The organism is Streptomyces sp. NPDC006923, from assembly GCF_040635655.1.
In the GTDB taxonomy this organism is placed as follows: domain Bacteria; phylum Actinomycetota; class Actinomycetes; order Streptomycetales; family Streptomycetaceae; genus Streptomyces.
Genome location: NZ_JBEYIF010000008.1, coordinates 88,781 through 102,226, shown reverse-complemented (window position 1 = coordinate 102,226; position 13,446 = coordinate 88,781). Strand labels below are relative to the sequence as shown.

Annotated in this window: 7 protein-coding genes; 5 read left to right on the top strand and 2 right to left on the bottom strand. The window is 69.0% G+C overall.

Features of this window, described 5'->3' with window-relative positions; translation table 11 throughout:
- Positions 1 to 87 precede the first annotated feature (87 nt).
- A complete protein-coding gene (locus ABZ707_RS17960; protein ID WP_360175172.1) occupies positions 88 to 4,788 on the bottom strand; it encodes an amino acid adenylation domain-containing protein in 4,701 nt (1,566 codons plus the stop codon).
- A 68-nt stretch (positions 4,789 to 4,856) separates the two neighbouring features.
- Positions 4,857 to 6,680, bottom strand: coding sequence for a non-ribosomal peptide synthetase (locus ABZ707_RS17955; protein ID WP_360175995.1), 1,824 nt, complete (start codon positions 6,678 to 6,680; stop codon positions 4,857 to 4,859).
- 946 nt (positions 6,681 to 7,626) lie between these two features.
- Here ABZ707_RS17955 and ABZ707_RS17950 point away from each other — a divergent pair.
- The 5 genes from ABZ707_RS17950 to ABZ707_RS17930 all read left to right on the top strand — a co-directional run bounded on the left by ABZ707_RS17950 (position 7,627) and on the right by ABZ707_RS17930 (position 13,415).
- Entirely contained in the window at positions 7,627 to 8,115 is a 489-nt protein-coding gene (locus ABZ707_RS17950) for a MarR family transcriptional regulator (RefSeq protein WP_360175169.1), read from the top strand.
- A gap of 265 nt (positions 8,116 to 8,380) precedes the next feature.
- Complete coding sequence (locus tag ABZ707_RS17945) at positions 8,381 to 8,824, top strand: SPW repeat protein (RefSeq protein ID WP_360175166.1); 444 nt, start codon at positions 8,381 to 8,383, stop codon at positions 8,822 to 8,824.
- A 294-nt stretch (positions 8,825 to 9,118) separates the two neighbouring features.
- Positions 9,119 to 10,420: a ThuA domain-containing protein gene (locus tag ABZ707_RS17940; protein WP_360175163.1), complete on the top strand. Its 1,302-nt coding sequence runs from the start codon at positions 9,119 to 9,121 to the stop codon at positions 10,418 to 10,420.
- 167 nt (positions 10,421 to 10,587) lie between these two features.
- The gene (locus ABZ707_RS17935; protein WP_360175160.1) at positions 10,588 to 11,256 is read left to right on the top strand and encodes a peptide deformylase; all 669 of its coding nucleotides are present in this window, start codon (positions 10,588 to 10,590) and stop codon (positions 11,254 to 11,256) included.
- 125 nt (positions 11,257 to 11,381) lie between these two features.
- On the top strand, positions 11,382 to 13,415 hold the full coding sequence (locus ABZ707_RS17930; protein WP_360175157.1) for a SpoIIE family protein phosphatase: 2,034 nt from the start codon (positions 11,382 to 11,384) through the stop codon (positions 13,413 to 13,415).
- The last annotated feature ends 31 nt before the right edge of the window (positions 13,416 to 13,446 follow it).

The following is a 13,446-nucleotide window of genomic DNA, read 5'->3' as shown; positions in this document are numbered from 1 at the left end:
GGGCCCCCCGCCCCCGCCGGGTGCCGGGGGGCGGCCCCCGCGGGGGGGGTGCGCCGCAGCCCCCCCCCCCCGGCCGGAGCGTTCCGGCTAGCCGGAACGCTCCGGCCGGTTGGGTTCCGTCAGCTCCCCGCTCGCGCGGAAGAAGCCGATCATCCGGGAGACGGAGAGTGGTTCGATGGCGGGATATCGCAGTCCCAGGCTGTGCAGCAGACGGGTGGTGGCCTCGTTGCCGTAGCGGTTGTCACCCAGTTCGAGGGCGCCTTCCCGGAACAGCGGAACGGCCGCCGCCAGGGCATTGCCGCCCGGCCGCCGTGCCGAATCCTCCAGACGTGTCAGCCACTCGTCGGCCGGAATCACATCGAGCCGGTGACCGGAGGCGCGGATGCCCGCGTACACGGTGGTGAAGTCGGCGCCCTGGGGGTGGAACAGATGGAGTGTGCGGTTCTCGGTGGCGCGGTCGCGGGACAGCGCCAGGACCGCCCGGCTGACGAAGTCGACGGGCAGGAGGTCCGTTGTGAGCTCCTCGCCGGGAGGCGCGGAGCCCAGCTCGATGAAGCTCTTGATCTGGCGCCACAGGAAATCGTCGGTCTGACAGGCACCGGTGACACTGTCACCCGAGATGCGCCCGATCCGGTAGACCGTGACGGGGACGCCGCGGTCACGGGCCGCGTACGCGATGCGCTCGGCGACCCACTTGCTGCGGGTGTAGCCGATGCCGAGGTCTTCCCACTTCTCGGGCACCGCGTCCTCGGTGATCACACCACCGTCCTCGGAGGAGGCGGAGGAGGCGGACGAGTCGGACGAGTCGGACGAGTCGGACGAGTCGGACGAGGAGAACACCGCGATGGTCGACATGTACTGCACCGGCTTCGGCCGGCCCGTCGCGCTGAACTCCAGGATCCGGCGGAACCCGTCGACGTTGGTGGGCTTCACCGAGGCGTACGGCAGCACGAAGTTGATGTGCGCCGCCGCGTGGTAGACGGCGTCCACCGTGGCCGCGAGTTCCGCGTACGCCGCGTCGGCCAGGCCCAGATTCTCCCGGGCCAGGTCGCCGGGCACCGCCCGGACCCGGTCCCAGTCGATCAGCTCGGCCAGTCCGTAGCCGCCGGCCACGGTACGCAGCCGGTCCAGCGCCGTCCCGCTGTCCGCCGCCCGGACCAGGCAGTGCACGGTACGGTCACCGTGCGCGGTCAGATCGCGCAGCAGGTAGCAGCCGAGGAAGCCGGTGGCTCCGGTGAGCAGGACATCGGCCGCCTCGGCCACCGGCACGGGCGGCAGCGGACCCGCTCGCAGCGAGTCGGGCAGCCACACCTCGGCGCGCAGGTCGACGCCGCCGGCCGAGGCCCCTCCGCCGCTGTGGTCGCCGCGGCGGAATTCCTCGATCCGCGCGGCCATCCCCGCCACCGTGGGGTTGTCGAACAGGACGCGCAGGGGAATCTCGACACCGTAGGTACGGCGCAGCCGGTAGACCAGCTCGGTGGCGATGATGGAGTGACCGCCCACGGCGAAGAAGTCGTCGTTTCTGCCGACGGCGCCGCTCCGCAGTACGTCGGCCCACTGCGTGGCGATCTCCCGCTCGACCTCGGTCCTGGGCGGTTCCGCCGCCACCGCAGGGGAGGAGTCGAGCAGCGCCTCCAGACGCTGCGAGATCACGTCCGGCAGCGCTTTGCGGTCGATCTTCCCGCTGGGCGCGGTCGGTATCCGGTCCAGCGGGACGATGTGCGCCGGCACCATGTACTCCGGCAGGGAAGCCGCGAGTCGCCGGCGGAGCGAGCCGGTGTCGTCCCCGCCGCCGCTTCCCTCGACGACGGCGACCAGCTTCCGGTCTCCCGCCGCGCCGTCCACCGCGGCGACCGCCGACGCCTCCACACCGTCGAGCGCGTTGAGTGCGGCCTCGATCTCGGTGGGTTCGACGCGATAACCACGGATCTTGATCTGGTGGTCGGCACGGCCCAGGTATTCGAGGTCACCGGCGGCGTTCCAGCGCACCAGGTCCCCGGTGCGGTAGAGCGCGTCCCCGGCGCCGCCGAACGGGTCCGCCAGGAAACGCCGTTCCGTCTCCTCGGGCCGCCCGTGGTACCCGGGGGAGAGGACGGGGCCGCCGATGTGGAGTTCGCCCGCGACCCCGGGCGGCACAAGAGCGCCGTGCTGGTCCAGCACCACCAGCCGTACGCCGTCGATCGGCCGGCCGATCGCCGGAGCCTCGTCCCAGGTGGCCGGCTCACCGCCCACCTCGTGCCAGGAGGCGAGATGGGTCTCCGAGGGGCCGTACATGTTCAGCAGCCGTGCCCGTGGATGCCGGGTGAAGAACTCCCTGATCTGCGGGGAGATCACCAGGGCCTCGCCCACGGAGGTGACCTCACGCAGCGCCTCGAACCGCATCTCCGAGCTGACCGCGATCGACGCGAACTGCTGGAGCGCGATGTACGGAAGGTACATACGGCTGATCCGGCGCTCGGCGACATATGCGGCGAGGGCGTGCAGGTCCTTCTGTAATTCCTCGGGTATCAGCGCGAGGGTGCCGCCGGCGCACAGCGTGCCCAGGATCTCCATCACCGAGACGTCGAACGACAGGGTCATGTACTGGAGCGTCGTGCCGGCGGCTCCCTCGGGGGAGATCCGGTCCTGGGCCACCACGAGGTTCGACACCGTACGGTCCCGGATCACCACGCCCTTCGGTGTGCCCGTCGAGCCGGAGGTGTAGACGACATAGATCTCGTCGCCGGGGTCCTTCACCCGGCCCACGCTCCCGTGTCCGGCGCCGGCCACGAGGTCCGCGTGCCGGTCGAGTGCGAAGAGGTCCAGCACATCGGGGAGGTCCCCGGCCACGGAGCTGTCGGTGAGGATCAGTGAGACGCCCGCGTCCGCGAGCATGTACGCGACACGGTCGCGCGGATAGGAGGGGTCGATCGGGACGTAGGAGGCTCCGGACTTGAGGACGCCGAGGAGGCCGACCACCATGTCGAGCGAACGGGGCAGGTAGACGCCCACCCGGGTGCCGGCGCCGATGGCACGCGCCCGCAGTGTCCGCGCGAGCTGGTTGCCGCGTTCGTCGAGTTCCCGGTAGGTGAGGGACCGTCCTGCGTGCTCGACGGCCACCGCGGTGGGGGTGGCGGCCGCCCGCTCCTCGAAGAGCTCGGTCACCGGACGCGGGGCCGCCGCCCGCGCCACCCGGTCGCCGCCGCGCAGCAGGTCGCGTGCCTCGTCCGGGGTGAGGGCGGCGATGTCCCGCAGCGGGGCGTCCGGCTTCGCCGCGAACTGTTCGACGACATACCGCAGACGTGCCGCCATGGCGCGCACGGTGGATTCGTCGAACAGATCGGAGTCGTACTCCAGTAAGCCGTGCAGACCCTGGGCGTCGCGCTCGAAGACCAGGGACAGGTCGTACTTGGCGCCGTGTCCGATGCCGCGCTCGACACGGAGGCTCGCGCCGTCGTGGGTGATCTCCCCGGAGCCGGTCTGGGTCAGCACGAGCATGGTCTGGATCAGCGGGGAGTAGCCGCTGCCGCGCCTGGGCCGCACCCGCTCGACGACCTTGTCGAAGGGGGCCCACTTGTGCCGCAGTGCTTCGGTCACCTCCGTACGGGCCTGTCGCAGGATGTCCCGGACGGTCATCCGGTCGTCCACGTCCTGTTGGAGTACGACCAGATTGACAAAGTAACCGATCAGGTCGTGGGTACCCGGGTCGTCGCGCAGGGAGACGGGGCTGCCGATCAGGATCCGGCTCTGGTTGGTGTGCTTGGCCAGGAACACCGCGTAGGCGGCGAACAGGGCCATGAACAGGGTGACGCCCTCGCGTTCCGCCAGTGCTCCGAAGTCGTCGGCGACGGCACCGGGTATGTCGAACGGGACCACACCGCCCTCGTTGCGCTGGACAGCCGGCCGGGGCCGGTCGACGGGCAGGTCGAGGACCGGCAGTTCGCCGGCGAGCCGGCCGGCCCAGTGGTCGAGCAGTTTCTCCATGGCCGGCGGGTCGACTCGGGTGCGGTACCACTGCGCGAAGTCCGCGTACGCCGGCCGGTCCGGGGCCGGGTCCACCGGCAGGCCGCGCACGATGCGTCCGTATGCCGCGAACAGCTCACGCAGGAACACTCCCGCGGACGCCGCGTCCGAGGCGATGTGGTGGATGTTGCAGATCACGGCGCTCTCGTCGGGTCCCCCGAGGGCGCACGTCACGGCCATGACCGGGCCGTGCTCCAGGTTGAGCCGGAGATTGGCCACGCGGTGCGCGACCGCGTCGAACTCCTTGTCGTCCCGGTAGTGGTCCACGCTGAAGAGAAACGCGCTGTCGTCGTCCGAAACGATCTGTAACAGTTTTCCGTCACGCAACGAGTACGTGGTCCGTAAGATCTCCTGCCGCCTTGTCACCGCTTTGACGGCCGCATACATTTTCTCGGTGTCGACTCGGAAAGGAAGCCGCACGAAAAAGGGCCCGTTGTACGCCGTGGGCGTGGCCAGATATTGATCGATGAGCCATATTCCGCTCTGCCCGAAGGACGCTTCCGCAGCGTTGTCCGAGCGGACCGCCAGGCCCGCCCGGAGCTCGCCCGTCTCCTTTCCGGACCGTTGCTGAGCGATATGGGCGGCGACCGCGTCGACGGTTTCCCATTGCTGAAGCCGCCGGGGAGTGATGTCCACCGCGAAGACCGCGTGGAGCGCCGAGGCGAGCCTGTCGAGATCACGCTGGTCACGGCCTCTGCCGGTGAATGGTTCACGGGTACCCAGATCGTTGGTCCCCAGAATGCCCCGCGTCAGTTCCAGAACTGCGTTTTCCAGTGGTTCGTTCACCGGTCCGTTGCCCTCCGTAACCGATTCGCCGACTTCGGACGCGACCCCGACATCTCGGGAGGGCCGGCCTACTTGGTCTGCGTGACGGAGTTCTGATCCGCTTCGCGGGATTCCTCGATGAAACGGACCAGTTGCTCGACCGTGCCATGCCGGAAGACGTCCTCGGTGGCCACCTCTGTCCCGAAGATCTTCTGAAGGCGGGAGGCGAGCTGGACGAAGTGCAGGGAGTTGCCGCCGTGTCCGAGGAAAGAGTCCTTCGTGGTGAAGTCATTGTCTCCTGAAATATCTTTCCATGCCTGCAGGACGACCGATTCCAGGGGATTCTGCATTGCCGAGTCACCTTTCGTTGTTTCCTTGGCCGGGCCGTCCGGATCGGTCAGCGCGGCACGGTCGATCTTGCCGTTGACGTTCGTCGGCATCCTTTCCAGATGACGGAAGGACGAGGGGATCATGTAGGACGGGATCAGTTCGCCCAGCCGGTGAACAAGATCCGCCGGGTCGGCCTCCCGGCCTGTCGTGGTGGTGTAGAAGGCCACCAGACTTTTTTCGTTTGCCCCATCCGGGAATGCCTTAACGACCGTTTCCAAGATTTCGTCGAGGGACCGCAGGGCCAGGGCGACGGCGCTGGTCTCGACGCGGAAGCCGCGGATCTTCACCATGCTGTCGGCGCGTCCCACGAGGACGATGTCGCCCTCGGGCGTCCTGCGGGCGAGGTCGCCGGTCAGGTAGAGCAGCCCGCCGTCCGGTGCCCGGGTGAACTTCTCGGCCGTCAGTTCCGGGCGGTCCAGGTAGCCCTGGGCGACGCCGGCGCCGCCGACACAGAGCTGGCCCGCCTCGCCGGGCGCGCACGGCGCCATCGCGTCGTCGAGCACCTCCATCGAGACCATCGGCAGCGGCCTGCCGATCGGCACCCGGTCCTGACGTCGTACGTCATCGGCGGACCGGATCGGATACAGCGCGGAGATGGAGGAGTTCTCGGTGCACCCGTAGCCGTTGTAGACCGTCGCCGAGGTGTACGACATCGCCTTCTCCAGATGGGCGGGGGAGGGGAAGTCGCCGCTGAGCAGAATGATCCTGACGCCCTTGAGGCACTCCGGCTCGTTGTCCACCAGGACGTTGAACAGGCCGCACGGCAGGCTCAGCGTGGTCACGCCGTGCCGGACGACCGCGTCGCGCAGGACGGCGAGCGAGGGCAGCCCCGGCGGCATCACGACGAGCTGCGCGCCGTGCAGCAGGGACAGCCAGATCTCGATGGTCGAGGCGGCGAAGGAGAAGGCCGCGGCCTGCACCAGGCAGTCCCGCTCGGTGATGTCGAGATCACCGCGGTACGGACCGAGGCGGGCCAGACCGCGATGCGCGATCCGTACTCCCTTGGGTGCGCCGGTCGAGCCGGAGGTGAACATGAGGAACGCCGTGGTCTCGGGTTCCGCGGTCCCGGGGAGATCCGTCTCCGCCAGACCCGAGCTTTCTTCGGCGAGGGTGCTGATCGGAATTACCGGCGCGGCGATTTCGTCGGCGAGCACATTGGTGTCGTCGCAGATCACCGAGTGCGGCGCCGATTCCATGACGATACGGCCGATGAATTCTCTGGGATGCTCGGGGTTCAGCGGCACCACACAGCCGCCGGCCTTGAGTACGGCGAGCATCACCGTGTAAAGATCGAGTGAGCGGGACATGTGCACCCCGATACGGGTGCCGCTACCCGCTCCCCTCTCAAGCAAACGGCGGGCCATGCGATTGGCCCGCCGGTTGAGTTGATCGTAGGTCAGAGTTTCCGCGCCGTGCACCAGCGCGGTGTTTTCCGCCCACCTGTGCGCTGATTCCTCGAACTGAGCGGTGAGCGTCAGCGGAGCTTCATGATGTGACGTCGGCGAATCTGTTCCCTTGATCATCATGCCCCTTTTCCTGAGGAGGGCGTATGACCTGCCCATCACCGGTGAATTCGACGCCGGGGCGCGGCCCGCTCCGGGCGCCTCTGACGCTCCGGGACGATGATGGATCAGGATGATTGTCGAACAGAAATTAACCCTAGGCAGCCCGGCGTTGGAGTGTCAAGCCCGCCCAAAATGCGGGGCCGGACGCGTACATGTACTGGCGTACGCACCGGTAGCCGGTGCTTGTTGATCGAGGTGCGTGATCGAATTCCTGTAACGGTGGACGAAGATGGACATGTCTTGTCGATGCGCATATAAGGGGCCGCTGTCGGGGCTGTGTGGCGGAGTTCCCCGGCGTGGCGGGCCGGAAGTGCGGGGGTGGCGGTCCGAATGTGTGCCCGATGGGTGGACGGGATGGTTTTCGAGAGGAAATCGCGTAGCTCAATTGATCACACTCGTCGGGCAATCGATTTCCGATGGGAAATCATATGCGGTCATGGGTGCTCCATCGGCGCCGGGCGGTCCCCGGGGGTGGGCGGCGGGGTCCGGGTGGAGGACGGAGGGGCGCGGCGGTCCGGCCGGGAGGCCGCTGTGCCACCGGATTCGGGGCTCGATCGGCGCCGGGCGCCGGGGATGATGGCTGGAAGACGCGGTCGGTCCGGGGCGGGGGAGGGGGCGGCCGGGATCCGTCGTGCTCGTCACGCGACCGGTTTCGTCGGGGAAAACGATTGTCGATCGAGCGTGATGTGACATATGGTTTCCGCGTGGAAATCGCTCGACGCTCGCGGCGGGTGTCTCAATGTGATGGGTGCCCGGCGTGCCCGCCGCGGCCCGGGCAACTGGCCCGCCCGGCGGGCTCGTTACTGTCCGGCAACTACCTGGCGCCCCGTGCGACACGCCACCGTCGCTCGCGTCCCCGGAGTGTCCTTGTCATCCCGAGTATCCCGAGTATTGAGAGTCCCTCATGACGAGATCGAACGGCTCACTCGACATGCCGCCGGGCGAGCCCGGTGAGCTGGAGAACGCCCTCTCACACCTCCAGTGCATCCTGGTCGCGCAGCGGACCCGGTCGAACCCCGAGGGGGTGACCTGGCAGCAGTACGACCTGCTGGAGCTCCTCCGCATTCGCGGTCCGATGACGCCGTCCTTCATGAGTACGGCCCTGGGTGTGTCCCGGCAGACCACCTCCAAGGCGCTCAGAGTGCTCAAGGACCTCGGGCTGGTCGGCCAGGAGACGACCGGCGAGGACCGGCGTGAGCTGATCACCTCGCTCACCACCACGGGGCTCGCCTTTCTCACCCGGGTGGCGCACAGCCGCCGCGAGAACGCCAGGGTCGCCACGGACGCCTTGTCCGCCGGTGAGCGGGCCATGTTCGCGGAGCTCTGCGAGAAGGTGACGGCGGCTCTTGAGGCGCGGTCCCTCGCGCCGGTCGATCTGCCCGTCGAGCTGTAGCGCCGGCCGCGGTGCCCCGCCGTCCGGTCGGTCCGGTGGTCCGGCAGGATGCGCGAATCGGGAGGATCCCGGCCGCGCATCCTGCCGGGAAGGGCGGCCCGCACGCCCGTGGAAGGCCGGGATGAGCGGCCGTGGGCCCGGGGCGCATGGGCCGAACGCCGGGGTTCCATTACACAAAAGCGTGAAATGGGCGCAAAATGGATATGTCGCGGCTCGATGCCGCGCAGCACGGCCCGACTTGTGGCAAACGAAGGAGGCGAGTCGTATGGCCGACGTCTCTCATACGAGGGCAGACCTCGCTGGTCATCCCGATGCCCCCGAGATGAGGGCCCGATACGCCCGCATGCTCGGCGGACATGACGTTGCGCTAGTGGACGGACCGGTGTTTCTTGTCGGCCTCTACTGCGCTGTGTCGCCGTGGATCATCCATTTCTCCGGCGCTCAGCCCGCGCTGGCGGTGCACAACCTCATCCTGGGTATCGCGATAGGCGTGCTGGCGCTCGGCTTCACCGCCAGGCCGGCCAGGATGTACGGCCTGAGCTGGGCCATGTGCGCCATGGGTGTGTGGCTGATCGTGGCTCCCTGGATCGTCGGCAGCGGCCCCGACGCCGGGATCATCGCGAACAACGCGGTGATCGGCGGTCTGACGATCCTGCTCGGCGTGGTGTGCGCGGGGGCGGCGGCGAAGAGCGGGCGAAGGGAGACCTGAACCGCGGGGCCGGCCCGCCCCAGGGCGAGCCGGCCCGTCCGCGTGTCCGGTGTACCGGAGGTCCTCTCCGCAACTCGCCCCGCGACGGGGCCGGTTCGGGCGGTGGGCCTCTGGGACATTGGTCCATACCAAAGCCTTGACAGGGGAAGGGTTCACTTCTTAAATCACGAAGTGAGCCCTGTTTCGCGTGCCCGGATGGCGTGTTCCCGGGCGATTGTGGCGTGCAGTTCTGTCATATACATGACAGTTCGACGCGTACTCACCTCAGCAGGCAGCGGAAAGGACCGTCCTCGGATGACCAGGAACAGAGTTCGTGCGGGGCAAGCCGGCCTACGGCTGCTCGCGCTGCTGGCCGTACTGCTCGGCCTGACCGTCGCACCGGCCCACTCGGCGGTGCGGCAGCCGAGCGCGGCGCCGTTCAAGGTGCTGGCCTTCTACAACGGCACCTGGGACGACGCCCACATCAGCTTTGTGCGCGAGGCCAATGAGTGGTTCCCCAGGACCGGTGCGAGCAACAACTTCACGTACACGGCGACCACCAACTGGGACCAGCTCAACAACATCACCCCGCAGCAGTACCAGGTGGTGCTGTTCCTGGACGACGCGCCCAAGTCGGCCGCCCAGCGCTCCGGGTTCGAGCGCTATATGCGCGCCGGCGGGGGCTGGATGGGCTTCCATGTCGCGGCGTTCACCACCGAGGCCCAGAGCTGGCCCTGGTACTACAACGAATTCCTCGGCAGCGGCAACTTCCGGTCGAACACCTGGGGCCCCACCACCGCGACCCTGCGGGTCGAGGACAGGACCCATCCCTCGACCACGGGCCTGCCCGCCACCTTCACCTCCTCGGTCAGCGAGTGGTACAGCTGGAGCAACAACCTCAGGAACAGGGGTGACATCAAGACCCTGGCCTCGGTCGACCCCGTGAGCTTCCCGCTGGGCACCGATCCCAACCAGTCCTGGTACAGCGGCGACTACCCGATCATGTGGACCAACACCGCCTACAAAATGGTCTATGCCAACTTCGGGCACAACGCCATGAACTACAGCACGGGCCAGACCCTGTCGTCCACGTTCGGCAGCGAGACCCAGAACCGCTTCGTCATCGACAGCCTCAAGTGGCTGGGCGCGGGCGAAGGGGGCGGCGAGACACCGAGCGGCCCCATCTCCGAGACCGCGTGGTACTCCCTCGCCAACGGCGGCAACAGCCTGTGCGTCGACGCCCGCGCGGCGGCCACCGCCAACGGGACGGCGATCCAGCAGTACACCTGCAACGGCACCACGGCCCAGCAGTTCCAGTTCCGCGCCACGGACGGCGGCTTCTCCCGCATCGGCATTCGCGGCAACAGCCAGCAGGTCATCGACGTGACCAATGTGTCCACGGCCGACAACGCCCCGCTCCAGCTCTGGAACTACTCCGGCGGATCCAACCAGCAGTGGCGGGCCGTCGCGGAGGCCAACGGCCGCTACCACTTCACGGCCCGGCACACCGGAAAATGCCTCAGCGCGCCGAACGGCGGGACTTCCGGCAGTCAGCTCGTCCAGCGTGCCTGCGACGGCTCGGCGGCCCAGTCGTTCCAGCTCACCCAGCAGCCATGACCGGCGGCCCGGCCGGACCCCTCCCCGTGGACTGACCCGTTTCTCCCCGGGAGACGCCGGCCGTATCCGTACGCGGCCCGCCGGATCGTCCGGCGGGCCGCGTCGCCGACGGGATCCGCCCGGACCCCTGGCCCTCACCGGGGGGCCGCTTCTGGGAGGGTGGATCCATGCAGGCCACCACACTGACCGAACGCGTCGACGAACTTCTCGACGGCCCCCGTCCGCTGCCCATCGTCTCCGCCGGCGACCCGGTACTGCGCCGCCCGGCGGCACCGTACGAGGGTCAGCTCGGCGACGACCGGCTGGACCGGCTCGTGCGAGCGATGCGCGAGACCATGCACGCCGCCCCCGGTGTCGGGCTCGCGGCGCCCCAGGTGGGAATTCCGCTGTGCCTCGCCGTCATCGAGGATCCGGCGGAGCTGCCACCGGAGGTGAGCGAGGCGAGGGGCCGCGTTCCCCAGCCGTTCCGGGTGCTGGTCAATCCTTCCTACGAGCCCGTGGGCGACGAGCGGGCGGCCTTCTTCGAGGGCTGCCTCAGCATTCCGGGCTGGCAGGCGGTCGTCGCCCGCCCGCACGCCATCAGACTGCGCGGACAGGACGAGGCAGGGCGGGAGATCGACGAACTGTTCTCCGGCTGGCCGGCGCGCATCGTCCAGCACGAGACGGACCATCTCGGCGGAACGCTCTATCTCGACCGCGCCGAGACCCGGTCCTTCTCCACCACGGACGCCGTGATCGGGCGCTGGTCGCATCCCACCCCCGCCGTGGCCGCCCGCGAGCTCGGTTTCACCCTGCCGGGACAGAGCATCGGAGAGGCCCCGTCCCCCGCGCCGTGACGGGCGTGACGGCCCGGGTGAGCCGGACTTGTTTGATTGTCGAACGATTTGATGCTTCCTGGGATGGTTTGGTTGCCCTCTGTGTGCGAGCCTGAGGTTGTGCCCGAGCCCGGGAGGTGCCTCAGGTGGTGCGCAATCGGTACGGGGAATGGGGCATCTTCGTTCTGCTCCTGATATCCATCGGCGTGATCTCCGTCGTGCAGTTTTTCGAAGGACAGGGACATGTCCGGTGGGCCGGCTACTCCGTGCTCGCTCCGCTGGTGGCCGGCGCGCTGCTGCCCTTCTGGCGCACGCTGACCGTGGGAGTCATCACCCTGGCGGCGGTCGTCGGCACCTACGGGTTCGCGGACTACGAGACGTCCGTGGGCGGCCGTGTCGTGGTGCTCACCGCGGTGGCCCTGGCGGCCGTTGTGAGCCTGGTCGTCTGCCGGGTACGGCTGGACCGGGAGGAGCGCGTCAGGCGGCTGACGGTCGCCAGGGCTCGGCTCGCCCTGCTCAATGACGCGAGCAGCCGGCTGAGCAGCAAACTGGACATGACGCGCACCGCTCACGAACTTGCCGCGGTGGCCGTGCCTAAGCTGAGCGACTTCGCCTCTGTCGACCTGCTCGACTGGGTGCTCTCCGGCCGGGAACCGCCTCCCGGGCCCATCACAAGCCCCGTCGTGATGCGCCGGGCCGCCCATGTGTCCGTCCTCGACGAAGCCCCCGACGCGGTGCTCGCGCTCGGCGGGATCGAGACGTATCCGGAGCACTCCGCGCCCGCCCGCAGCCTGATCACCGGCCGTCCTGTGCTCTCCCAGGTGGCGGACGACCCCGGAATCGCGCACTGGCTGGTGCACGACCCCAGCCACATCGAACAGGATCGGGGTTACGGGGTCCATTCCGTGATCACCGTGCCGCTGTGTGCCCGCGGCACGACCCTGGGGGTGGCCGTCTTCGTCCGCCACCGGCGCCCGGCGGCGTTCGGCGAGGACGATGTGCGCCTCGCGGAGGAGCTCTGCGCCCGCGCCGCCATGTGCATCGACAACGCCCGCCGCTACACCCGCGAGCGCGCCATCGCGCTGACCCTCCAGCGCAGCCTCCTGCCCAAGCATCTGCCCGAGCAGGCGGCGGTGGAGGTGGCCTCCCGCTATCTGCCCGGCGCCTCCCGGGCCGGTGTCGGCGGCGACTGGTTCGATGTGATCCCCCTCTCCGGAGCCCGCGTCGCCCTGGTCGTCGGCGATGTGGTCGGCCACGGCGTCCAGGCCAGCGCGACCATGGGACGCCTGCGCACCGCCGTCCGTACGCTCGCCGACATCGATCTGCCGCCCGACGAACTGCTCACCCACCTCGACGATCTTGTCCTCCGGCTCTCGGACTCCGTGGAGAACGACGCCGGAGGCGGCAGCGAGCTGGGCGCCACCTGTCTGTACGCGGTCTACGACCCCGTCTCCCGGTCCTGTACCGTCGCCCGCGCCGGGCATCCGGCCCCCGCCCTCGTCAGGCCGGACGGTGAGGTCGAGTTCCTCGATCTGCCGCAGGGGCCCCCGCTGGGCGTGGGCGGACTGCCCTTCGAGTCGGTGGAGATCGAGCTGCCGGAAGGCAGCCTCGTCGCCTTGTACACGGACGGGCTGGTCGAGCCCCGGGGACCGGGGACCGGCGACGGGCTCGCGGACCTGCGCCGTTCGCTGGCCCACCCCGTCATGTCGCTGGACGACCTCAGCGACAGCGTGCTGAAGGCCATGCGCCCCCACCGCCGCAACGACGACATCGCCCTGCTGATCGCCCGCACCCGCATCCTCCACGCCGACCAGGTGGCCTGCTGGGACCTGCCGCCCGACCCCGCCGTCGTGGCCCGCGCCCGGGAGCAGGTGTCCAGCCAACTGATCGCCTGGGGGCTCGAAGACATCGGGTTCACCACCGAACTGGTGGTCAGCGAACTGGTCACCAACGCCATCCGGTACGCCGACGCCCCCATCCAGCTACGCCTCATCCGGGACCGGGTCCTGATCTCCGAGGTGTCCGACGCCACCAGCACCTCCCCGCATCTGCGCCGGGCCCGTGCCTTCGACGAGGGCGGACGGGGACTCTTCCTCGTCGCCCAGCTCAGCCAGCGCTGGGGCAGCCGTCAGACGCCGCACGGCAAGACCATCTGGGCCGAGCAGCCCGTAGGGCCCTGACGCTCACCCGACGTCCACCGCGCCCCGGGGC

Bases quoted from the DNA above. Each gene is read 5' to 3' on its own strand.
- ABZ707_RS17950 (WP_360175169.1), top strand. From the start codon at position 7,627: ATGACGAGATCGAACGGCTCACTCGACATGCCGCCGGGCGAGCCCGGT.
- ABZ707_RS17935 (WP_360175160.1), top strand. From the start codon at position 10,588: ATGCAGGCCACCACACTGACCGAACGCGTCGACGAACTTCTCGACGGC.
- ABZ707_RS17955 (WP_360175995.1), bottom strand. From the start codon at position 6,680: ATGATCAAGGGAACAGATTCGCCGACGTCACATCATGAAGCTCCGCTG.
- ABZ707_RS17940 (WP_360175163.1), top strand. From the start codon at position 9,119: ATGACCAGGAACAGAGTTCGTGCGGGGCAAGCCGGCCTACGGCTGCTC.
- ABZ707_RS17945 (WP_360175166.1), top strand. From the start codon at position 8,381: ATGGCCGACGTCTCTCATACGAGGGCAGACCTCGCTGGTCATCCCGAT.